Source organism: Intestinibacillus sp. Marseille-P6563 (genome assembly GCF_900604335.1).
Classification (GTDB): domain Bacteria; phylum Bacillota; class Clostridia; order Oscillospirales; family Butyricicoccaceae; genus Butyricicoccus_B.
The window spans coordinates 555731-578016 of record NZ_UWOD01000002.1; the positions used below are offsets into that span (position 1 = coordinate 555731).

The window sequence follows — 22286 nt, forward strand, 5'->3', positions numbered from 1 at the left end:
TGCGTCCATCCCTTCTCTTCGATTTGTGCCCCGAAACGGGGCTTCCCAATTTGATGATATAAGCCCCCTGGGGGTCTGTCAAGAGGAAAAGGGAAATTTTTCTTAAGTCTTGTCGAGGGTCATGTGGCCGATGTTTTGCTCGACCTCGGCGATCATGCCGCTCTTGGTGTAGGCGATGGCCTGCCGTACGGCGTTCATGAACGCAACTTCATTGGACGAGCCGTGCGCCTTGATGACCGGATGGGCAATGCCCAAAAACGGCGCACCGCCGACCATATCCTGGTTAAACAGCTCCTTAAACTCATCGACGCCCTTTTTGCACAGCAGATAGCCGATCTTGGAGCCAGTCGAGCGCATGAACATCTTCTTGATTTCGCCTGCCATGAACTTGGCCACGCCCTCAATGGTCTTGAGCATGACATTGCCCGCAAAGCCGTCGCACACGGCCACATCACACGCGCCCAGAGGCACCATGCTGCCTTCGACGTTGCCGACAAAATTGATGCGGCCTGCGTCATGCGCAGCCTTGAGCAGCGCATAGGCTTCCTTGCGCATGGGGTCGCCCTTGGAATCCTCGGTGCCGTTGTTGACCAGACCAACGCGCGGCTTTTGAATGCCGCGAATCTTCTCGGCATACAGCGAGCCCAGGAAGGCGAACTGGAGCAGGTATTCAGCCGTGCATTCGGTGTTGGCGCCCGCATCCACCAGCATGACCTGCCCGCCGGCGCACGGCATCACGGGCGCGAGCGCGCCGCGGCGGATGCCTTTGATGCGCTTACAGATGAGCGTCGCGCCGGACAGCAGCGCACCGGTCGAACCGGCCGACACGATGGCGTCAGCCTGGCCGTCCTTAACCAGCTTGAGCGCTACGGCCATCGAACTTTGCGGCTTCTGGCGCAGGACGGTCGCCGGGTCGTCGTGCATGTCCACCACGTCAGGGGCATGAACGATCGTAATGCCGGGCGTATTTTCCGCGCCCTGTTCCTTGAGGATGCCCCGGATGGTATCCTCCGGGCCAACCAGCAGGACTTCCTCCCCATAGGTCTTGGCCGCCATCACGCCGCCCTTGATGGGTGCGAGGGGCGCATTATCGCCGCCCATGACATCCATTGCGATCTTCACTCAAAACTCCCCCTTCAAGCTGTCGATGATCTCGAGCGCACGCTCGGAAATCTGTTTGTTTTTCTCCCGCTTGCCCTTGACTTTATAGCCAAGCGGCTCCAAAATACCAAAATTGATGTTCATTGGCTGGAATTTTACGACCGTTTCGTTGGAAACGTAGTTGCCCAGCGCGCCGATGGCCGTGGTCGACGGCAGGTCGGGCGCAGGCTTGCCCAGAATTTCGCACGCGGTCGCCACCCCGGCCAGCCAGCCCGAAGCATTGGACTCGACATATCCTTCCACGCCAGTCATCTGTCCGGCAAAGCGGATGCGCGGGTCAGCGCGCAGCGCGAAATTATGGTCGAGAAGCCGTGGCGAATCCAGGAAGGTGTTGCGGTGCATGACGCCGTAGCGCACGAACTCGGCGTTTTTGAGCGCCGGAATCATGGAAAAAATGCGCTTTTGTTCGCCCCATTTGAGGTGGGTCTGGCAGCCGACCAGATTATAGAGCGTGCCCTGTGCGTTGTCGCGCCGCAGCTGCAACACCGCATACGGGTCGCGCCCGGTCTTGGGGTCGGGCAGGCCGATGGGCTTTAAGATGCCAAACAGCAGCGTATCATGTCCGCGGCGGGCGTTGACCTCAATGGGCATACAGCCCTCGAACACCAGTTTATCCTCAAAGCCGTGGACTTCGGCTTCCTCAGCCGTAGTGAGTGCTTCCCAGAAGGGGTCAAACTCCTCGCGCGAAAGCGGACAGTTGATGTAATCGGCCGTTCCCTTGTCGTAACGAGACGCGAAATAGGCGTTGTCCATGTCGATCGATTCAAAGGTGACGATGGGCGCCGCCGCATCGAAAAAGTGCAGGAACTCCCCGCCCACCTTGCGATGGATGGCATCAAACAGCGCGTCCGAGGTCAGCGGGCCGGTGGCCACGATGACGTGGCCCTCCTCCGGCAGTTCGGTCACTTCGCCGGGCACGATTTCAATGTTGGGATGATTTCGGATTTTTTCGGTTACGAGCCGTGCGAACGCTTCGCGGTCGACCGCGAGCGCACCGCCCGCTTCTACCTGGGTCTGGTCGGCGCAGGCGATCACCAAGCCGCCCAACCGGCGCAGTTCCTCCTTGAGCAGGCCGGCGGCATTGGTCAGTTCGTTCGAGCGCAGCGAGTTGGAGCACACCAGCTCAGCAAAATCGTCCGCATGGTGGGCCGGGGTCTTCTTTTCCGGTTTCATTTCGTGCAGCACGACCGGGATGCCTCGCTCGGCCAGCTGCCAGGCGGCTTCGCATCCGGCAAGGCCGGCGCCGATGACGGTTACTTTATTCTGCATCGGTCGCCTCCTCGCCCTCGGTCGCGGCAGCCTTGGCCGCCTTGGTGGTCTTCTTGACCGTTGCCTTTTTGGCCGTGGTCTTGGTTGTCTTTTTGGTTGCAGTCTTCTTCGCCGTTGTTTTGGTCGTCTTTTGGGCCGTGGTTTTCTTCGCCGCTGCCTTTTTCTTGGGCTTTTCTTCTTCCCCGGCTTCGGCGGCAGCCGCTTCCTCGGCGGCCTTCGCTGCCTTGGCGGCTTCGCGTTCGGCCGCCTTAGCCGCGCGCGCTTCACGGCGCTGACGGTTCTTTTCGGCTTCCTCGGGCGGCAGGCCTTCCTTGACCAGTTCCTTGTAGCCGCAGCCCTCGCGCAGACACACATCGGTGACCTCCTTGGAGTCACGGTCGGTGTGACGGAACAGCGACGAATCACAGGTCGGACACTTGGTTTTCAGCGGCTTATCCCAGGTGATGAACGAACACTCGGGGTATTTGTCGCACGAATAATACACATAGCCGCGCGCTGACTTCTTCTTGACCACCTTCATGCCGCACACCGGGCAGGATGCGCCGGTGTCCTCGGTGATGGCCTTGGTGTTGGTGCACTCCGGGAAGCCCGGGCAGGCCAGGAATTTGCCAAACCGGCCAATCTTGATGACCATTTTGCGACCGCACTTGTCGCAGACGATATCGGTTTCCTCGTCCTTGATCTTGACCCGCTGGCCTTCCATAGAGGTTTCGGCCTCGTCGAGCGCGGTTTCAAAATCGCCGTAGAAGCCGCGCAACAGGTCGACATAGTTTTCCTTGCCGGCTTCGACTTCGTCCAGTTCGTTTTCCATGTTGGCGGTGAATTCATAATCGGCGACCGATTTGAATTTATCGACCAGCAGACCGGTCACGCCCTCGCCCAGCGGGGTGGGACGCAGGCTGCGGCTTTCCTTGGTGACATAGTTGCGGCTCTCGATGGTCGAGATGGTCGGCGCATAGGTGGACGGACGGCCGATGCCGCGCTCCTCCATCGCACGCACAAGCGACGCTTCGGTATAGCGCGCCGGGGGCTGGGTAAAGTGCTGGCTGGGCTCAATGGAAAGCGCGGTCAGCGCGTCACCCTCGGCAAAGGGCGGCAGCGGCTTACCCGATTCGCCCTGCTTTTCGTCGTCGGTCGATTCCTCGTACACAGCCGTAAAGCCCGAGAATGCAACCGTATGGCCGGAAGCACGGAAGACATAGCCCTCGCTCAAAATATCGGCCGAAATGGTGTCAAGCAGCGCGTCCGCCATCTGGCAGGCCACAAAGCGCAGCCAGATCAGGCGATACAGCTTATACTGGTCCGGGCTCAGGCTGGAACGCACCTGATCGGGCTCCAGCGTCACGTCGGACGGGCGGATGGCTTCGTGCGCATCCTGTGCGCCGCCCTTGGTCTTAAAGACGCGCGGCTTGCCCGGATAATAGGCATCGCCGTAGCGGCTCTTGATAAACTGCGCGGCTGCTGCGGTCGCCTCGTCGGACAGACGCAGCGAGTCGGTACGCATATAGGTGATCAGACCGGTCAGGCCCAGGCCATCGATTTCGATACCTTCATACAATTCCTGCGCCACGCTCATCGTGCGGCGGGGCGTCATATTCAGCTTGCGGCTGGCTTCCTGCTGCAAGGTGGACGTGGTAAACGGTGCGGGCGCGGATTTCTTTTTCTTGCCCTTCTTGACCGTGCCCACGGTGAACGGCTTGCCGGTGACTGCATCCACGACCGCCTTCGCGCTCTGCTCGTCGGGAAGGTCGCGGTTCCCGGCCGCGTCGCTGTAATAGCGCGCGCCGAGTTTGCCGCCCTGGTTGGTCTGGAGCTGGACATCGATCTGCCAATACTCCTCGGGCTTGAAGGCGCGGATTTCGTTTTCGCGGTCCACGACCAGACGGGTCGCGACGCTCTGCACACGTCCGGCCGACAGGCCACGCTTGACCTTGCGCCACAGGAAGGGCGAAAGCTTATAGCCGACGATACGGTCCAGGATGCGGCGCGCCTGCTGGGCATCCACCAAATCCAGGTCGATGTCGCGCGGATGTTCAATGCCGTAGCGCACAGCGTTTTTGGTGATTTCGTTGAAAGTAACGCGCTTATACTGCCCTTCCTTGAGCTTGAGCAGTTCTTTTAAGTGCCAGGAAATGGCTTCGCCCTCGCGGTCCGGGTCCGTTGCGAGATAGACGAAGTCGCTTTCCTTGGCGGCTTTGCGCAGTTCGCTGATGATTTTGTCCTTTCCCTCGATCGGAACATACTCCGGGGCAAAATTGTTGTCAAAATCAATGCTCATTTTCTTTTTGGGCAGATCGCGCAGATGTCCCATGGACGCCTTGACCACATAATCGGACCCCAGATATTTGCCAATGGTCTTTGCCTTGGCCGGGGATTCCACGATTACCAGTTTTGACATATGTTCTGTTCCTCCAATTGGTTCTATACCAGCCTTTGGCTGCTCCGGAACGGGTTCCGGGTTGTGTTCCTGTTAAAATTTGCGCACAATGGCGCCGTTTTTCCGGCCCAGGATACCGTCCAGCTCGAGCATGGTCAGTTCGGTCATGACCCGGGCGGCGGGCAGGTCGGTCTTTTCCAAAATCTCTTCGGGCGTTTCTGCGCCGTCGAGCACAGCTTGCAAAATTTCGCGCTGGGTATCGTTCACCGAATCCGGGATTTTGGGCGGGCCTGCCGGTTTGGGCTCTGCGGGCGTTTCAGGCTGTTCGGTGTACTGCTGGATTTTATCCCACAGATCATGAGCCGGCAGAGGCGCCGGCGGGGTGGAGATCGCCGGGGCGCGCCGCGCTACATGGCCGAGTGCCTGGGCGATGTCGCCCGGCCGCATGACCAGCGCGGCTTCGCCGTCGCGGATGAGCTGATTGCAGCCCACCGAATTCGGCGCATGGATGGTGCCAGGAATGGCAAACACTTCGCGGCCCTGATCAAGTGCCAGATGGGCGGTGATGAGCGCGCCCGAACGCTTGGGCGCTTCCACGATCAAAACGCCGCGGGACAAACCGCTGATGATGCGGTTGCGGATGGGGAACCGGAAGCCGTCGTGCGGGGTGCCGGGCGGATTTTCGCTGATGACCGCCCCGGACAGCTGGATATCGCCCATCAAGAAATTGTTTTGCGGGGGATAACAGATATTCAGGCCACCGGCCAGCACGGCAATGGTCTTGCCGCCTGCTTCGAGTGCCCCGCGGGCCGCGGCGGCATCGGCGCCCAGCGCCATGCCGGATACGACCGTAAACCCAGCCCGGGCCAAGCCCTTGCCGAATTCGTTGGCCGCCAGCAGGCCATAGGGCGACGCTTTGCGGGTGCCTACCACGCCCACGCCGGGCACGCCCTCCAAATCGGGCAGCGTGCCTTTGACGTACAGCACGAGCGGCGGGTCGGGGATGCTGCGCAGAATATCCGGATAGGCCGAATCGGCCTGTGTGATGATCTGAATGTGTAACTTTTCGCAGTCGAATGCAATGGCGCGGGCGCGCTCCAAACTTTTGTCGCTCAAAGCGTCGATTTGCTTGCGGGTCAGCCCCGGCAGGGCTTCCCATTCGGCGCGCGTCATCGCATAAAGGTGTTCGGGGGTGCCGAAACGGCTCAGCAGCTGGTTTTTTGCCAGGGCGGTCATGCCGTCCTTGGCGGCCAGCCAGAGCCAATACGCGGCCCGGTTCATCGCGGCGCCCCCTTGGTCATCTCCCAGATGAGGATGGCAGCCGCCACACCGGCGTTGAGCGATTCGGCCCGACCGGCCATGGGGATGATGACTTTGCGGTCGCTCTGTTCGAGCGCCTGCTGGGTCACGCCCCGGCCCTCATTGCCGACGATCACTGCCGCGGACGACAGCGGCACCTCGGTGACCGGGACGCTGTCGGTGTCCAGTGCCGCCGCATAAATAGGCAGTCCACGCGCCCGCAGAGCCGCCATGGCTTCGCCCAGCGGCATGCGGTATACCGGCTGCCGGAAGGCTGCGCCCATGGTCGCACGCACGACCTTCGGGGCCGTCCAGTCGGTGCAGCCTTCGCACAGGATGACCGCATCCAGTCCAAAGGCATCGGCAGTACGCAGGATGGTGCCCAGATTGCCGGGGTCCTGCACGCCATCCAGCAGGACCGCGCCCGAAAGCGTTTGCGGCAGGTCATCGGCCAGGCGGTGCGGCGGTTCGCAGGCAAAGAGCAGACCTTGCGGGGTCTCCACATCGGAGGCCTGCGCAAACAGCGACGCGCTGGTTTCAAAAATGCGGGCGCCCTGCGCCGCGGCGCGGTCGATGTCGGCACACACGTCGGCCGGAAACGCCTCCCCGGAGCGCAGCAGCACGGTGCGGATGCGCACCCCAGACCCCAGGGCTTCCCCGAGCATCTTGCCGCCCTCGCACACCATTTCCCCGGCGCCCTGGCGGTATTTCTTTTCGCGCGCCAGACGCGCCAAATGGCGCAGCGTGGTATTCTGTTTGCTTTCAATGACCGTCGTCATAGGCAGGTTCCCCTCATTTCGAATGTAATATGCGGAAAGCCTGAATGCGTGGGCATCCAGGCTTTATTTTCAGTCGCCAAGCGGCTTCATCGTCGGGAACAGGAGGACGTCACGGATGGATGCCGAATCGGTCAGGAACATGACCAGACGGTCAATGCCCATGCCCATACCGCCTGTGGGCGGCATGCCGTACTCCAGAGCGGTGATGAAATCATCGTCCATCATGTTCGCCTCGTCATCGCCCGCAGCCCGCAGCGCGACCTGACGCTCAAAGCGACCACGCTGATCGATCGGGTCGTTGAGCTCGGAAAATGCGTTACACAATTCACGGCCATAGACAAAGCATTCGAACCGCTCAGTCAGACGCGGGTCGGACGGCTTACGCTTGGCCAGCGGCGATACTTCGACCGGATAGTCGGTGATGAAGGTCGGCTGCATCAGATTTTCCTCGACGAACTCCTCATAGCAGAAGGCAAGCAGGTCGCCCCAGCTTTCCTTGCCCTTTTCGGGGGTCAGGCCCTTGGCCTTGACGGCCTCAAGCGCCTCTTCGGGGCTCATGTTCATGAAGTCCAGACCCGCGTATTCCTTGACCGCGTCGGCCATGGTCATGCGCTTCCAGCCCTTGGAGAAGTCGAGTTCGGTGCCCTGATAGGTCACCTTGGTGGTGCCCAGCACCTTTTCACACACGTGAACCACCATATCTTCGGTGATGTCCATCATGCCGTGGTAATCGGTGTAGGCCTGATACAGTTCGATGGTGGTAAATTCCGGGTTGTGACGGGTGTCCATACCCTCGTTGCGGAAGATACGACCGATCTCATAGACCTGCTCCAAACCGCCGACGATCAGGCGCTTTAAGTGCAGCTCGGTCGCAATGCGCATGTACATATCAATGTCGAGCGCATTGTGATGGGTGATGAACGGACGGGCTGCCGCGCCGCCCGGAATGGTGTTCAGGCAGGGGGTTTCCACTTCCATGAACCCGCGGGAGTCCATGAAGTTGCGGATCTCGCGCACGATCTTGGAGCGCTTTTCAAAGGTGTCGCGCACCTCGGGATTGACGATCAAATCCACATAGCGCTGCCGATAGCGCATGTCGGTATCCTTCAGGCCGTGCCACTTTTCGGGCAGCGGGATGAGGTTCTTGGACAGCAGGGTCATCTGGGAAACCATGACCGAAATCTCGCCCTTCTGGGTGCGGAATACGGTGCCCTCGATACCGACCAAATCGCCGATGTCCATTTTCTTAAATGCCTTATAGGGTTCGTCGCCCAGTTCGTCGCGCTTGACGTACATCTGAAGCCGGCCAAAGCGGTCAGCCAGATCGGCAAACGATGCCTTACCCATGATGCGCTTGCTCATCATGCGGCCGGCCAGACGGACGGTCTTACCTTCCATCTCGTCGAAGTGGTCTTTGATATCGGTCGTAAAGTTGGTGCGGTCAAAACGCACCTGCTCAAAGGGGTCGTTGCCTGCCGACTGAAGTTCCGCCAGCTTTTCACGGCGGATGCGCAGCAGTTCATTTAGTTCAGCCTGCGTCGGTTCCGCGGCCTTCTGCTCGTGTGCCATGCTGTTCAACCTTTCTGTATTACTTCTTCATATCTACGATCTTATACTTCACCGTGCCGACCGGAGCATCAACCTCAACGATCTCGCCCACCTTGTGGCCCAGCACAGCCTTGCCGAACGGCGATTCATCCGAAATCTTGCCGTCCATCGGGTCGGCTTCCTGCGAGCCGACAAAGTGATATTCTTCCCGGTCGCCAAATTCCAGGTCCTCGACGACAAAGTAGCAGCCCGGCGAAACTTCGTCTGCCGCGTAGGTGTCGCCGGTCACAACGACCGCATGCTTGATGATTTCTTCCAGTTCGGCGATGCGGGAGTACAGTTTGCCCTGTTCGTTTTTGGCTTCGTCGTACTCGGCGTTTTCCGAAAGGTCGCCGAACGAACGCGCTTCTTTCAGCTGCTCGGCAACTTCGTCCGCGCGGGTCGTTTTGAGGTATTCGAGCTCTTCCTTGTAATTGTCCAGACTCTCCTGGGACAGTTTGATTTCCTTAGCCATCTGCAAATCCCTCTCTATAAAAATGAATTTTTAACAATCTTACGATACATTACCTTATTATATGGAGTCAAAAGCCCAATGTCAAGCGGCGTTTCCCGAACTTTTACAATTTTGCTGTCAAAATCGATGAAATCAGTCGTCCAAAGCCGACAGAGATGCCTGGAGCTGCGGGTCATCCTCCTCGGCGGCAAAATACAGGTCAAAGCCCTCGGGCGCGTCGGTCGGAACGTCGGGTGTGATGCCGGTACCGATCAGGCTTTTGCCCTGCGGGGTGAAGTATTCCTGGTCGGACAGATGCAGCGCCGAACCGTCGCTGAGTACATAATTTTGCTGGGAATAACCCTTGCCCATAGTCTGGCCACCCACGATGATTGCCTTGTCGTATTCCTGCAGAGCGGCTGCAAAGAACTCGGCTGCACTGATCGAATCGGCGTTGACCAGAACCGCCATCGGCAGGTTGATTTCGTCTGCATCCGAGCGGTAAATGGTTTCATCGCCGCCCTTGGTACGCAGCGTCATAATGTCGCCCTCGGGCAGCAGGTAATCAAGCGCATCGCACACGCTCTCGACCGAGCCGCCCGGATTGTTGCGCACATCGAACACCAGCCGTTCGGCCCCCTGCTCGATCAGGGCATCGACTGCGTCGATCATCTGGGTTTCCGAACCCTTTCGGAAGTTGTAAATGCGCACCATACCGGTTTTGCCATCCTCCAGCATCCAGCCAGTCGCCATGACCTGTTCGGTCGTCTTTCGTTCCATTTCGACCGTTTCCGTCTCACCGGTCGCGGTGCGGTAGATGGTCACCTGCGCTTTGGTGCCCTCTTCCCCGGCAATGGCATTCACCACCTCCGTATAGCCGTCTTTGTCCACGGTTTTGCCTTCGGCGCCCAGGATGAGGTCGCCCTTTTGCAGGGCAAGCGTTTCGCCGTCCGAGCCCGGAAAGACCTCCACGATGCGCAGCTCATTTTTGTCTGCTACATAGGAGGTAAACAGCCCAATGCCAAAAGATTGCCCGGAAAAACTCAGCTTATACTCGTCATAGCTCTCCTTGGACATGTAGGTGCTCCACTGGTCGCCTATTCCGGCAACGTAGCCGGCAGCCGCCATATCGACGGCATCCTGCTCGTCGTATTCCCCGACATAATAGGCGTCGATCGTCCGGCGGATCTCGCCGATCTTGCCATAGATCTCCGCTTCAGCCTGATAGCCGGGCAATAAGGATTCCAGCCGGCGCTCCATTCCAATGTAGGAAATAGTGAACACCGTGACCGCGGTCAGCGCACACAAGGCCACCGCCTTGCTGGATGAAATGTTATGTGCCATAGATCCTCCTTGAAGAAAAGAAAGGCGCGCCGCCAGGCACGCCTTTCCAAAATGCGAATTAATAGTAGTTAAGCGGGTTGGTCGTAGAGCCGTTGACATAGACCTCAAAATGCAGGTGGTTACCTGTGGAAACACCGGTGGAACCAACCTTACCGATCTGCTGTCCTGCGGATACTGTTTCACCGGCCGAAACCAGACGCGTGCTCATATGGGCATAAGCGGTCATCAAGCCGCCACCGTGGCTGACAACGATGTAGTTACCATAAGACGAAGAATAGTAACTCTGCACAACGGTGCCCGATGCTGCGGCCAGAACCGGGCTACCGCCCGGGGCCGAGATATCCAGGCCCTTATGGAACTTCCGAGTGCCATAGACCGGATGGACACGCCAGCCGTAGCTGCTGGTATTGGCAACGCCCGACGGCGCCGGCCATACCGACAGTTCCCCGTTGCCGGTGTAGGACACCGAAGAACCGCCGCTGCTGCCAGAGCTGCCCGAAGACTGATTCTTCTTCGCCTCTTCGGCAGCCTTACGGGCTGCTTCTGCCTCACGACGGGAAATCTCTTCGATCTCAGCGTTGATGGCATCCTGTTCTGCGGTCAGAGCCTCATATTCGCTCTTGCTCTTGTCGTAATTGCTTTCCAGTTCGTCGGACAGAGCCTGTACTTCTTCACGCTGGCTGTCCAGATCGTCGTACTTGCTTTCCAGAGATTCCTTGTACTCTTCCTGGTCCTGCTTATCTTCCTCGTATTCGGCCTTTGCAGTTTCCAGCTTGGTCTTGGCTTCCTTGTAGTCCTCGACGATCTTTTTATCGTTGTCCATGATCTCGCTGACCGTTTCCATACGCGAGAGCATTTCGCCAAAGCTGCGCGAGCCAAAGAGTACGTCTAAGTATCCGATTTCATTACCGTTCTCGTACATCACGCGCATACGTGTTTCGAACAGCTCGGTCTTTTCATCCAATTCCTTCTGAGCAACCTCGATTTCTTCTTCCTTGGTTGCGATCTCATCTTCCAGGCGTTCGATCACCTCTTCGGTGGCCGTAATATCTTCCTGGGTCAGATTGAGCTGGTCCTGCAGGGCTTGCAGCTTCTGCGTGGTGCTGCCCATTTGCCCTTCCAGGTCATCCAAAACCGCCTGAATTTCTTCTTTCTGCTTGTCAATCGAAGAAAGCTGTGTTTTCAAATCAGAAACCGATGCGGCCTGTGCCGTGCCGATGGCAGAAAACAGGCTTCCTGCCGCCAGTGTGACCACCAAAATGATCGCGATCACAGCCGCAATGGTACGAACTGCTTTTTTGCTTAGCATAAATTCTCCTTTCCCAATGTTAAACATCCAAGAACCGGCGCATGGACAGGATCGAACCACCTACACCGATAATTACGCCCGAACCCAGGAAGATGGCAACCAGCATCCACCCGAATTCGTGAAATTCTGCCATGGTAAAGGCCGGAATCGCGCCTGTAACTGTTTTGAGCAGCTTTTCATAAACGCCCCATTCGGCCAACGACGCCAATCCGCCAGCAACCAGCCCCAGCAGCATACCTTCGATGACGAACGGCCAGCGAATGAACCAGTTGGTCGCGCCGACCATCTTCTCGATGGCGATCTCCTCGCGGCGGGCAAGCATGGCGAGTTTGACTGTGTTGGAAATAATAAAGATCGAAATGGCGCCCAAGGCTGCGACCAAGGTCACCGATACGATCCGGAATACACGCTGGGCTCTGACCAGCATGTCCATCGTATCCTCGTTGACAACGACCTTGGCAACACCGGCGACCTTCTTGAGTTCCTCTTCGGTCTGGTCTGCCTTGGCAAGGTCATCGAGCGTGATGCGGTAACCATCGCGCATAAAATTGTTGTCGGCGTTATAGCCGTCCAAAATATCATCGTCCTCGCCAAGCTGATCGCGCAGATCTTCCAAAGAAGCTTCCTTGGACTGAAACTCCACGGTCTTGACGTTGTCGATCTTCAGCAGGTCTTGCTCCAAAGCACGTGCCTCGCTGGAGGTGAAGTTCTCATCTATGTACAGCATGATTTCGCTATCTGCCTGCAAATTTTCGATATTTAGGTCGATGTTGTAGGAAATCAATGCCATACTGCCGGTAATCAGCAGGCAGGCCAGGATGATGCTCACGGCCGCAAAGCTCATAAATCCATTGAGGAAAATGTTATGAATGCCTTCCGACCAAAAATAACTAAGACCGGTCTTGCTGTTCCGGCGCTTCGTTTTCTTCGTTTTGTTGCTCATTTTCCGTATCCCCATCCGCTTGGTTCTGATTGATTTCTTCCGCGGCCTCCAAAGGTTCCGCAGGATTATGGCTCATGCCCAGACGCTCTTGGAACCGGTTTACCAGTTCATCCAGCGACGCAAGGTCTAATTGCGGCTCATCGACTTCCGCGACCGGCGGTTCCACAACGGGAGCGGCCGCTGGTTCCGGTTCTGGCTCCGGTATCCCGTCGTCCTGCGCGATGGGTTCGGCTTCTTGTTGCTCCATTGGTTCGGTTTGGGCGACTGGCTCGGAAACGATCTCCTCCCCCTCGGCCTGCTGTTCTTCTTCCGCCTGCTCATTTTTCTTGAGCGAGAAGCGGTCAAAGAGCATGGCCAGCGGTGCGTTAAACATATTGTTTTCCGCCTGCGGTGGCTCTTCCAGATATTCGCCCTCTTCTTCGTACATGCCTTCTTCGTAAAATTCGTCGTCGGCATAATAACGGCCCGTGGCGTCGCTGACGATCTCGCCGCTGTCGATCATGATAACGCGCTTTTCAAATTCGTCGACCAGTTCTTTTTCGTGGGTAACGATCAGGATGGTCGTGCCAAGCTCGTTGATCTTTTCAAACAGGGTCATCAGTTCGTAGGAACGCGCCGGGTCCAAGTTGCCGGTGGGCTCGTCTGCAATAATGAGGCGCGGATTATTAACCAGCGCCCGTGCGATGGCCACACGCTGCTGTTCACCGCCCGACAGCTCCAGCGGACGGGTATCCGCCTTTTCACTCAGGCCGACCAGTTCCAGCACATAGGGCACGCGCTTTTTGATCGCGCGTTTTTTGGCGCCCACGGCACGCATGGCGAACGCGACATTTTCGTAGACCGTCTTTTTTTCGATCAGCCGGAAATCCTGGAACACAACGCCGAGTGTGCGGCGCAGATAGGGGATTTCCCGCTTTTTGATGGTGCTCATGTTATAGTTATTGACGACAATGCGGCCAGATGTCGGCCGAACTTCGCCAGTCAGCAGTTTGATCAGGGTAGATTTACCCGAGCCGGACGGACCGACCAGGAAAACGAACTCCCCCTCATCAATACGCAGTGTCGCCCGTCTGACGGCGCGCACACCGTTATCGTATTGCATGCTGACGTCGCTCATTCTTATCACGACCCAGTGAACCTCCTTGCGCTGCTGGATGTCATACACAGCGGCATGACTCCCGCGTTTGAAATCTGGGAAAAGCGGGATGAAAAAAAGATGTGGTACAATCGCCGCTTTTGGGCTATTATACCACATCCGATTGAAAATTTCCAGAGTATTTCCCCTATCTTCAAAAATTTAATGTTTTTTTCAGGGTCAGATAGTTCGAAATTTCTGTTTTAAAGGCGGTTTTTACACAAATGTTTCCATTTTGTTATCGATTTGGACGGTTGCCTCAGACGCGTCCTTCCTCACGGCTTTCCAGGTACTTGCGAACCATCAGCGCGACCTTAAAGACAATCGCATGGTCAAATTCACGCAGGTCCAGACCGGTCAGCTTCTTGATCTTTTCCAGGCGGTACACCAGCGTATTGCGGTGTACGAACAGCTTGCGCGAAGTTTCGGACACATTCAAATTGTTCTCAAAGAACTTCTGGATGGTGTACAGCGTTTCCTGATCGAGCGAATCGATCGAGCCCTTCTTGAACACTTCGTTCAGGAACATTTCACACAGGGTGGTGGGAAGCTGATAGATCAGACGGCCGATGCCCAGGTTTTCATAGCTGACGATCGCCTTTTCGTTGTCGAATACGCTGCCGACTTCGATGGAGACCTGCGCTTCCTTAAAGGACTTGGCAATGTCCTTGAGCTGGGTCGAAATCGAGCCGATACCGATGATGCACTTGATGAGCAGTTCGGAATTGAGCGCGTCTTCGATGGTCTTAGCGCACTTGATAAGCTCCTTGACGTCGCTGTTGGCCTTGACTTCCTTGACCACAACGATGTCGCTCTCGCTGATGTGCAGGACGAAATCCTTCTGCTTGTCCGGGAACAGGCCGTTGACGACGTCGATCGCAGCCACGTCCACCCGCTCAAGCTGGTGCACCAGGAAGACCACGCGCGGCACATCGTTGCCAAAGTGCAGCTCCCGCGACTTAATATAGATATCACCCGGCAGGATGTTGTCCAGGATGATGTTTTTCACAAAGGTTGCCTTGTCGTGCTTTTCGTCGTACAAGGTCTTGATGTTATTGATGGCGACCGATGCCAGAGAGCATACCGAACGCGCCAGTTCGTCCTCGCCCTGTACAAAAACCGCATATTCAAAGCGTGTCGAACGGTCTGCCACCGAGCGGTACGTATATCCGCCAAAGCGGATCATATCCCCCGCATACCCAAGCTCGGTCACCGCATCCTCCCGCATTTCGCCAATGCGCGGCAGATCGGTGCATGCGATTACGGCACCGGTGGCATCGACGATGCCGATGGTGCGGTCCACCGTATCTTTCATCTGGAGAACAATCGACTGAAACAATCTGGAGGCCATTTCCGTCACCTTTCCTTTCAAGTCTCTTCAAACAATCTGATATCCCCTGCCGCCTTCCGGTTGTGACGGCGCGGCCCAATCGGACATATTATACAAGAAGCACAGAAGATCCTGTATCATTTATAGAATTATAACACAGAATTTCGCCGAATCATACAAAAATTTTTCAATCGTTTTGTGAACTTTTTATCAATCCCACAAACCGATCTTCATTCGTCCGCCGAAGCTTTGCCACGTGCGGCATCCCGCAGGGCAGCCACTTCGTCTTCGGTCAATTCCCGGTACTCCCCGGGTTGCAATCGCTCATCCAGCCGCAGCGGACCGACTGAAATGCGCTTAAGATGCTCCACATGGCCGCCCACAGCTGCGACCATGCGCTTGACCTGATGATGCTTTCCTTCTTTTAGGGCAACCTCGATCTTGGTCAGGCCATCCTCTTCGCCCAAAACGGTCAGGCGGGCCGGGCGGCAGACTGTGCCATCCGCCAAGGTCATCCCGGCTGCAAACTGCTTGGGGGCACTCAAATCCATCCGGCCGGACACCAAGGCGACATAGACCTTTTCCACATGCCGCCGCGGGGCCATGAGCGCGTGGCAGAATCCGCCATCGTCGGTCAACAGCAGCAGGCCTTCGGTATTCTTGTCCAGCCGGCCGACCGGGAACAATCCGCGCCGCTCGCTTTCCGGGAACACCGACAGCACCGTCGGATGCAGGTTGTCCACCCGCGCAGAAACCAGATCGGGCGGTTTGTTGAGCATGTAGTAGCGGCCAATGCGCCACCGCAATTGCTGACCGCCCAAAGCGAGGGAATCTTCTGCCGGTGTGACCCGATAGGCTGGGTCCCGGATCGTTTGCCCATTGACACTGACCCGGCCGGCGCGAATGATGGCACCCACTTCTTTTCGACTGCCGCAGCCCAGCGAAGACAGCGCTTTGTCCAAACGCTCCTTTGCCATCTGCATCCCCCCGTCTACACTAGATAAATATAGAGTACCACTTTTTCGCAAATTGCACAATAGGTCTGGCAAAAAAAACGAAAAAATTGCAGATAAACTTTGCCGGTTTCGTCACTTTACCCTATCGCCTGGTTTCAGTAAAAAAAGGCAATTTTTTCGAAAACAAAATCCGAAAAAATCGCCCTTTTCACAATCCAACATTATTCCTGTGTGTTTTCGTCCGGCCGTTCGGTGATCGTTCGCAAAAAGCCGTCTTTTTGCGCAGAGCAGACATCGGCTGCAATCAGCCGGTTGCGGTATAGCACCAGGTTGGCTGTCACCCCTTCTTCGCCGCTCGGGTCGTTGTGGACCGAATACACATACAAGGTCGCATTGCGGCCCTTATACTTTTCCAGGTCCAATCCCTGGGTCTTTTGCAGGTCGTTGTATTCTTCATAGGTTTCATCAAATTCGTCCGGGATACGCACCTCGGTTTCGCTGACCGGGGTTTCATCGACCTCCCAGCCGAAGGACTGCAAAAATTCCACCCGTTCCTCATTGGTGCCTAATTTCTGCGATAAGCTCGCTTCCCCGGATGCGCTGGCGATGTCTGCGGATGCCGGACGCAGCGTGGATACGCCCCAAATCACGGCTGCCAATGCCAGCACGCCCACAGCTGCTTTTTTTACAGTTAGCTTTGTCGCGTAAACGATCATATTCGGTCCCTCCCATATCGGCCTCTTACTAGCATGATATGGACGGGCCGACCGATTTAGAACCAAATTTTTTCGCAAAAGAAAGGACGGCAAAAGCCGTCCTTTCGAAATTTAGTCTTTGCTCAGTGCTTCCATGCGTGCCTTGTTCTCGGCGATGACCTTCTCCTGAACCATCGGAGGAGCTTCGTCATAGCGTTCAAAGTCCGATTCGAACGAGCCACGTCCCTGGGTCATCGAACGCAGGGTGATAGCGTAGTCGGTGGTTTCCGCCATCGGCACTTCGGCCAGGATTTCCTGCTGTCCGCCTTCAACCGGGTTCATGCCCATGATACGGCCACGGCGCTTGTTCAGGTCGCCGATGACATCACCCATGTAGCTGTCCGGTACAATGACCTTCATCGAGCAGATGGGCTCCAGGAGTACCGGAGACGCCTGCGGGATACCAGCCTTATAGGCCAGACGTGCTGCCATCTTAAACGACAGTTCGTTGGAGTCGACGTCATGGTAAGAACCATCGGTCAGGGTCGCCTTCAGGCCAACCAGCGGATAACCGGCCAGCACACCATGTTCCATGGCTTCGCGGATGCCCTTATCGACCGCCGGATGGAAGTTCTTCGGAACCGAACCGCCGAAGATCTTTTCTTCGAACAGGTAATCGCCTTCTGCGTACGGCTCAAAGTCCATCTTGACGTGACCATACTGACCATGGCCGCCCGACTGTTTCTTATGCTTGCCTTCCACAGAGACCTTTTTGCGGATCTTCTCGCGGTACGGTACGATCGGCGGCGTCAGGGTGACTTCTACGCCGAATTTGCTCTTAAGCTTGGAGCAGATGACATCCAGATGGATATCGCCTGCACCCGCAATGACCATCTGCTTGGTCTCGGGGTTGAAGTTGACTTCAAAGCTGGGGTCTTCGTCGCGCAGCTTAGCCAGACCGGTGGACATCTTTTCTTCATTGCCCTTGGACTTGGGTTCAATGCCCTGTGCATAGCACGGCTTTGCCATCGGCACGCCTTCCAGCATCACCTTACGAACCGACATGGACAGGGTGTCGTCGGTCTTGGTGGTCACGAGCTTAGCGACTGCACCGATATCGCCGCAGCCGATCTCCTCGACTTCGGTGGTCTTCTTGCCGCATACCGTGTAGATATGGCCCATTTTTTCATTGGCATCGGCGCGCTTGTTGACCAGCGTCATATCGCTCTTGACCGTGCCCGAGAATACCTTGAAATAGGAGAAGCGGCCATACTGATCAGCCACCGTCTTAAAGACATACGCGCAAGTCGAGCCGTTGGGCGAGCAAACGATCTCATCGAGTTCGCCCTTTTCGTCTTCATATACTTCGGCCGGTGCTTCATCCGGGGACGGCATGTAGTCGGCAATGCCCTTGAGCAGTGCATAGGAACCAATGCCGGTTGCAGCCGTGCCGCAGAATACCGGGGCAATCACCAGGTCGCGCACGCCCTGACGGATGCCGGCGATGAGTTCTTCATCCGAGAATTCTTCGCCTGCGAAGTAACGCTCCATCAGGTCTTCGCTCAGTTCGGCTACGTTTTCGCATAACGCTGCACGGTGCTGGTCGATACGCTCGACCATATTGTCCGGGATCGGGATTTCAACACGCTTGGTGCCTTCCATCTTGTAGGCCTTGCGGATGACACAGTCGACAACGCCGACCGTATCGCGGTTGCCTTCAAAGATCGGCACTACGATCGGGCAGACCGAAACGCCGAACTGCTTCTGCAGCTTATGTAATGCGGTATAGTAATCGGAATTTTCCTCGTCGATCTTGGAAATATAGAACATGCGCGGCATGTTACGCTCTGCGGCCCGCTTCCAGGCCTTTTCGGTGCCCACACCGGGGCCAGCCTTACCGGTCGCTACGATGAGCGCCGATTCCGCGACGCGCAGCGCATGCTGAACTTCAGATTCAAAATCAAAGAAACCTGGGGTATCGAGCAGGTTGATCTTGCAATCGCCCCAGACCACCGGCGCCACTGCCGTCGAGATGGAGAACTGGCGCTTGACTTCTTCGGGGTCATAGTCACAAACTGTATTGCCATCCGGCACCTTGCCTACGCGCTCGGTTGCACCGGAGGTAAACAGCAAACTCTCAACCAGGGAGGTCTTACCGTCGCCGCCGTGGCCCATGACGCAGACATTTCTTAACTTATTCACCGGGTACGTTGCCATATTTATACACTCTCCTGCTTGTATGATCTGAGAGCGTCTTGTGCAGATTGCCAAATTACGTCTCTCTTATGTTCGTAATTATACACTATATAGCCGAATAATGCAAATACTATTTTGTGTATCCTGCCAAGAAAGGCAAAAGAAAAGGAAATGCCGCATATTTTTGCAGCATTTCCTCCAATTCGTCTGGAATTTTTTAATAATTGCGACGGGTGGTCAGGTTGATGAGCAGCACCGGCACATACCACAAGATGAGATACAGAATCACATTTTTGGGTTCGACCGCCTCGGCAGCGCCCTTGAACGTCAGATAGAACATCAAAAGCATGCCGCAAATGCCGGCAATCGTGCCGATGAGCAGGTTGGAACGCATTGCGCCGACCAGTTTATCGGCTGCCTGCTGCACCATCGCGTACGGCATTGCACCGTCCTTGGACAGCAGAGCGCACACGCGGTCCTTGGCGACATATCGCGCGTCGTTCAGTTCCGGGATGCGGGCCGGGTCGACCGCACCGGTCACACCATGCTTGACTTCAAACATAGCTTCCACCATCGCCGGGGAGATGTTGAAGTCCTGTGCGGCGATCATCGGGCGAATCTTCAGGCGGCACAGCGAATGGATGGCACCATAGGTCTGTGCAGTCGGGTGATAGGTCAGCTTGATCTCGCCCGCGATCTGGCTGTTGATGACGACATAGACACCGTTTTCGATGCCCTGGTTATCCCGCAGCCGGATGCCCAGCTTGCTCAGGAAGGCCGCTGTGCCGACCAGAACGCTGTCCGAACCGATGTCAGCCGACAGGCCGCCCGATTCATAATTGGTCACATTGGTCGCGCGTACCGGACGGCCATACTGCTCACGCAGGGCCTCGCTGAGTACGCGGCCGATCTCCAGCCCCTGTCCAGCCGTGACGGCCGAAGCATAAGCCAGCAGCTTTTCAGCCGAATAGCTACCAAAATTGCGCACCTCATCAATCGTGATCGAGCCGGTGGGGAACAGATCACCGTCGCGCAGCATGGCCTGCTTGACACCGCGCAGACGCTCGGCCTGCCGGGCGCTGGCAATGGCTGCGCCTTCGGTCAGCAGCTTACGGGAAACATTGCGGTACGGCGCGCCAAAGGCACACAGAATGCCAAACGGCGCCGAAATAGACAAAATCGCGGACAGTGCCCAGCAGAACCGGGTCGGTTCGCCGGCCCCAAAGGAAGCAATTGCGGCAAAGACAATGGACGCAAGAATAGCCAGCGGCGCATAGATGCGTTCAAAGGTATCGATCTTGTCGCTGCGCTCCATTTCACGCAAGAAGCCGGTCAGGTCGGGCATCTGATACTTAACAGCCCGACGAACATGGTCGCGGCTGTCCTGATGGGCGTAAACACCGATCGGACGGTCGCCCAGGGTCGCCGCTTTATAGGCCCGATAGCGGCCGGCCATACGTGCCTTTTCCTCCTGCATCTGGGCGAACAGCAGCAAAATGCTGACCGCACAGTACGGCAGCCATCCGCTCCACTGGAACAGGATGATGGTCATGCCGTGGATGAGCGAAGCGACGAGCGAAAAGTCTACGAGCGTGCTGCGGTCGGGCCGCAGCTTGAACAGATTATAAATGCCGTTGCCGACAATATCCAGTCCGGCAAACATGGCCAGGAACTGCATAATCATGAGCGTCATAATGGTGAGATACGCGTGCTCGGCATATTGCAGCATCGCAGGCAGCGGCAGACCCATGCCGCTGGCGACCGTGATATACATAGCCAGCAGGCCCAAAATCAGCACAAACACGCTGCGGCGGGCCAAATTCTTGGCACGGCGCTTGCAGAACCGCTGTGCTTCGCGCGGGTTGCGAATTTCAATATCGTCCTCCCGGTCAAGGGCGCGTTCGTTTTCTGCACGACGCTCTTTTTCGCGCTTTTTGCGCTCGCGGCGGCTCAGACGCGGTTCATTGTCTTCCTCGGCTGCCAGTTCGGCCAGATGGCGCGCCTGTTCGTCAGCCGTGGCGCGCAGCGATTCTTCGACCGCACGGGGGTCGACACCCGGCACACGCGGGATGCGTCCGCTGACCTGCGGCACCCGTCCCGTGCCCTGCGGGATACGGCCGGTCCCCTGTGGGATGCGGCCTGTACCTTGCGGAATACGGCCCGTTCCTTGATAAACCCGGCCGGTCGTGCGCGGAATGCGGGCTGTGCCCTGCGATACGCGCGGAATCGAGCCGGTGCGCTGGCTGACCGGGCGCTGTGCATTGACCCGCGGGATACGGGCCGTGCCCTGCGGCATACGCATGCTGCTCTGCATGCGCGGCGAAGCGCTATGCCCTTCATGCGCCTGGTCGACTGCACCGCTGACCTCGGCCAAAATATCGTTCAAATTAAATTCGCCGCTGTCCTGGCTGACTTTGCTCCGTTGGGGCTGCACCACAGGATCAGGCTTTGCAACAGGAGCTTCCGGTTCCTTGGACGGCTGGTCGGACACATCGCCGATCAGCTTTCGGATTTCGGACAGTTCCTGTGTATCCATCAACTTGTCACTCATTCCGTTCTATCTCCTTTCACGCCACAGGTCCGGCGGCGCACTGCTTCATACAGCAGCACAGCCGCTGCATTGGACGCATTGAGCGAATTGACCTTGCCCCGCATGGGGATACTGACCAGAAAGTCGCAGGTCTCCCGCGTCAAGCGGCTCAGTCCGCTGCCCTCCGAGCCGATGACCAATGCGGTCGGCCCGGCGAAGTCGGCCGTATACAGCTCGGCATTGCCGTCTGCTTCGGCGCCGTAAATCCACACGCCGCGCGCTTTGAGTTCCTCAAGCGCTGCGGCCAGATTGACTGCCTTGTGTACCAGAATGTGCTCGATGGCACCCGCAGACGCACGCGCGACCACACCGGTCAGCCCCACAGCGCGCCGCTTGGGGATGATGACCCCATGCGCCCCAGCCGCTTCGGCCGAACGCAAAATCGCGCCCAGATTGTGCGGGTCCTCGATGCCGTCGCACACTACGAACAGGGGCGCTTCGCCCTTGTCCTCTGCGGCCTGGAACAAATCATCCAGGCTGGCATAGGTATGTGCCGCTGCCTGGGCAATCACGCCCTGGTGATTGCCGGTCTGGCTCATGTGGTCAAGTTTGCGGCGGTCGCACTGGGTGACCGGCACACCGGCTGTCCGCGCCAGGGCAAGGATTTCTCCGACCCGGCCATGGGTGCCTTCGGCGACAAACAGTTTATCGACCGGTCGGCCCGACCGCAGCAGTTCGGTGACCGCGTTGCGGCCTTCGACCAGGGTCGCCTCTTCGGCTTCCCCGCCCGGACGCCGGCCGCGGCCTGGTTTTTTCTCTCTATCGTTCATGCATTGTTCAACTCCATACCGTTTTCCATTTCCAATACCGATACAGAATGTATTATAACATAAAGGCCGCACTCCATACAATGGAGTGCGGC

At 57.2% G+C, this 22286-nt stretch carries 16 protein-coding genes and 1 pseudogene; all 17 read right to left on the bottom strand.

The genetic code is table 11. The features are described from left to right. Positions 1 to 102: 102 nt before the first annotated feature. The gene (plsX, locus tag EFB11_RS10825; protein ID WP_122790235.1) at positions 103 to 1122 is read right to left on the bottom strand and encodes a phosphate acyltransferase PlsX; all 1020 of its coding nucleotides are present in this window, start codon (positions 1120 to 1122) and stop codon (positions 103 to 105) included. Beyond that, positions 1123 to 2430, bottom strand: coding sequence for a methylenetetrahydrofolate--tRNA-(uracil(54)-C(5))-methyltransferase (FADH(2)-oxidizing) TrmFO (trmFO, locus tag EFB11_RS10830; protein WP_122790236.1), 1308 nt, complete (start codon positions 2428 to 2430; stop codon positions 1123 to 1125). Continuing rightward, positions 2420 to 4828, bottom strand: a complete 2409-nt coding sequence (gene topA, locus EFB11_RS10835; RefSeq protein ID WP_122790237.1) for a type I DNA topoisomerase — start codon at positions 4826 to 4828, stop codon at positions 2420 to 2422. The genes trmFO and topA overlap by 11 nt, the downstream gene beginning before the upstream one ends. 72 nt (positions 4829 to 4900) lie before the next feature. Further along, positions 4901 to 6088, bottom strand: a complete 1188-nt coding sequence (gene dprA, locus EFB11_RS10840; RefSeq protein ID WP_122790238.1) for a DNA-processing protein DprA — start codon at positions 6086 to 6088, stop codon at positions 4901 to 4903. Further along, entirely contained in the window at positions 6085 to 6885 is an 801-nt protein-coding gene (locus tag EFB11_RS10845; protein WP_122790239.1) for a TrmH family RNA methyltransferase, read from the bottom strand. The genes dprA and EFB11_RS10845 overlap by 4 nt, the downstream gene beginning before the upstream one ends. A 69-nt stretch (positions 6886 to 6954) precedes the next feature. Continuing rightward, positions 6955 to 8454, bottom strand: a complete 1500-nt coding sequence (lysS, locus tag EFB11_RS10850; protein ID WP_122790240.1) for a lysine--tRNA ligase — start codon at positions 8452 to 8454, stop codon at positions 6955 to 6957. Positions 8455 to 8473: 19 nt separating this feature from the next. Continuing rightward, the gene (gene greA, locus EFB11_RS10855; RefSeq protein WP_122790241.1) at positions 8474 to 8947 is read right to left on the bottom strand and encodes a transcription elongation factor GreA; all 474 of its coding nucleotides are present in this window, start codon (positions 8945 to 8947) and stop codon (positions 8474 to 8476) included. A 132-nt stretch (positions 8948 to 9079) separates the two neighbouring features. Then, positions 9080 to 10270 (bottom strand): S41 family peptidase, encoded by a 1191-nt coding sequence (locus tag EFB11_RS10860; protein WP_164706732.1) that lies wholly within the window; start codon positions 10268 to 10270, stop codon positions 9080 to 9082. A 58-nt stretch (positions 10271 to 10328) separates the two neighbouring features. After that, the gene (locus EFB11_RS10865; protein ID WP_164706733.1) at positions 10329 to 11579 is read right to left on the bottom strand and encodes a murein hydrolase activator EnvC family protein; all 1251 of its coding nucleotides are present in this window, start codon (positions 11577 to 11579) and stop codon (positions 10329 to 10331) included. A gap of 19 nt (positions 11580 to 11598) precedes the next feature. Continuing rightward, positions 11599 to 12522 carry a permease-like cell division protein FtsX gene (gene ftsX / locus EFB11_RS10870; RefSeq protein WP_164706734.1) on the bottom strand — a complete coding sequence of 308 codons (924 nt, stop codon included), beginning with the start codon at positions 12520 to 12522 and terminating at the stop codon, positions 11599 to 11601. 445 nt (positions 12523 to 12967) lie between these two features. Beyond that, a pseudogene (ftsE, locus tag EFB11_RS17205) lies at positions 12968 to 13648 on the bottom strand (cell division ATP-binding protein FtsE); the annotation flags it as partial. Positions 13649 to 13916: 268 nt separating this feature from the next. After that, the gene (locus tag EFB11_RS10880) at positions 13917 to 15008 is read right to left on the bottom strand and encodes a PucR family transcriptional regulator (RefSeq protein ID WP_122790245.1); all 1092 of its coding nucleotides are present in this window, start codon (positions 15006 to 15008) and stop codon (positions 13917 to 13919) included. Positions 15009 to 15217: 209 nt separating this feature from the next. After that, positions 15218 to 15964, bottom strand: coding sequence for a pseudouridine synthase (locus EFB11_RS10885; RefSeq protein WP_243115214.1), 747 nt, complete (start codon positions 15962 to 15964; stop codon positions 15218 to 15220). A gap of 200 nt (positions 15965 to 16164) precedes the next feature. Beyond that, positions 16165 to 16659, bottom strand: a complete 495-nt coding sequence (locus EFB11_RS10890; RefSeq protein ID WP_122790247.1) for a DUF4830 domain-containing protein — start codon at positions 16657 to 16659, stop codon at positions 16165 to 16167. Between the two features lie 111 nt (positions 16660 to 16770). Next, complete coding sequence (gene fusA, locus EFB11_RS10895) at positions 16771 to 18855, bottom strand: elongation factor G (protein WP_122790248.1); 2085 nt, start codon at positions 18853 to 18855, stop codon at positions 16771 to 16773. Positions 18856 to 19051: 196 nt separating this feature from the next. Next, complete coding sequence (locus tag EFB11_RS10900; RefSeq protein WP_122790249.1) at positions 19052 to 21385, bottom strand: hypothetical protein; 2334 nt, start codon at positions 21383 to 21385, stop codon at positions 19052 to 19054. Further along, on the bottom strand, positions 21382 to 22194 hold the full coding sequence (gene rlmB / locus EFB11_RS10905; RefSeq protein ID WP_122790250.1) for a 23S rRNA (guanosine(2251)-2'-O)-methyltransferase RlmB: 813 nt from the start codon (positions 22192 to 22194) through the stop codon (positions 21382 to 21384). The genes EFB11_RS10900 and rlmB overlap by 4 nt, the downstream gene beginning before the upstream one ends. Positions 22195 to 22286 lie beyond the last annotated feature (92 nt).

What these genes read in the sequence shown, in the direction of transcription:
- greA (WP_122790241.1), bottom strand. Translation starts at nt 8,947, where the DNA reads ATGGCTAAGGAAATCAAACTGTCCCAGGAGAGTCTGGACAATTACAAG.
- rlmB (WP_122790250.1), bottom strand. Translation starts at nt 22,194, where the DNA reads ATGAACGATAGAGAGAAAAAACCAGGCCGCGGCCGGCGTCCGGGCGGG.
- EFB11_RS10865 (WP_164706733.1), bottom strand. Translation starts at nt 11,579, where the DNA reads ATGCTAAGCAAAAAAGCAGTTCGTACCATTGCGGCTGTGATCGCGATC.
- EFB11_RS10880 (WP_122790245.1), bottom strand. Translation starts at nt 15,008, where the DNA reads ATGGCCTCCAGATTGTTTCAGTCGATTGTTCTCCAGATGAAAGATACG.
- EFB11_RS10890 (WP_122790247.1), bottom strand. Translation starts at nt 16,659, where the DNA reads ATGATCGTTTACGCGACAAAGCTAACTGTAAAAAAAGCAGCTGTGGGC.
- fusA (WP_122790248.1), bottom strand. Translation starts at nt 18,855, where the DNA reads ATGGCAACGTACCCGGTGAATAAGTTAAGAAATGTCTGCGTCATGGGC.
- topA (WP_122790237.1), bottom strand. Translation starts at nt 4,828, where the DNA reads ATGTCAAAACTGGTAATCGTGGAATCCCCGGCCAAGGCAAAGACCATT.
- EFB11_RS10845 (WP_122790239.1), bottom strand. Translation starts at nt 6,885, where the DNA reads ATGACGACGGTCATTGAAAGCAAACAGAATACCACGCTGCGCCATTTG.
- EFB11_RS10860 (WP_164706732.1), bottom strand. Translation starts at nt 10,270, where the DNA reads ATGGCACATAACATTTCATCCAGCAAGGCGGTGGCCTTGTGTGCGCTG.
- trmFO (WP_122790236.1), bottom strand. Translation starts at nt 2,430, where the DNA reads ATGCAGAATAAAGTAACCGTCATCGGCGCCGGCCTTGCCGGATGCGAA.
- EFB11_RS10900 (WP_122790249.1), bottom strand. Translation starts at nt 21,385, where the DNA reads ATGAGTGACAAGTTGATGGATACACAGGAACTGTCCGAAATCCGAAAG.
- ftsX (WP_164706734.1), bottom strand. Translation starts at nt 12,522, where the DNA reads ATGAGCAACAAAACGAAGAAAACGAAGCGCCGGAACAGCAAGACCGGT.
- EFB11_RS10885 (WP_243115214.1), bottom strand. Translation starts at nt 15,964, where the DNA reads ATGGCAAAGGAGCGTTTGGACAAAGCGCTGTCTTCGCTGGGCTGCGGC.
- lysS (WP_122790240.1), bottom strand. Translation starts at nt 8,454, where the DNA reads ATGGCACACGAGCAGAAGGCCGCGGAACCGACGCAGGCTGAACTAAAT.
- dprA (WP_122790238.1), bottom strand. Translation starts at nt 6,088, where the DNA reads ATGAACCGGGCCGCGTATTGGCTCTGGCTGGCCGCCAAGGACGGCATG.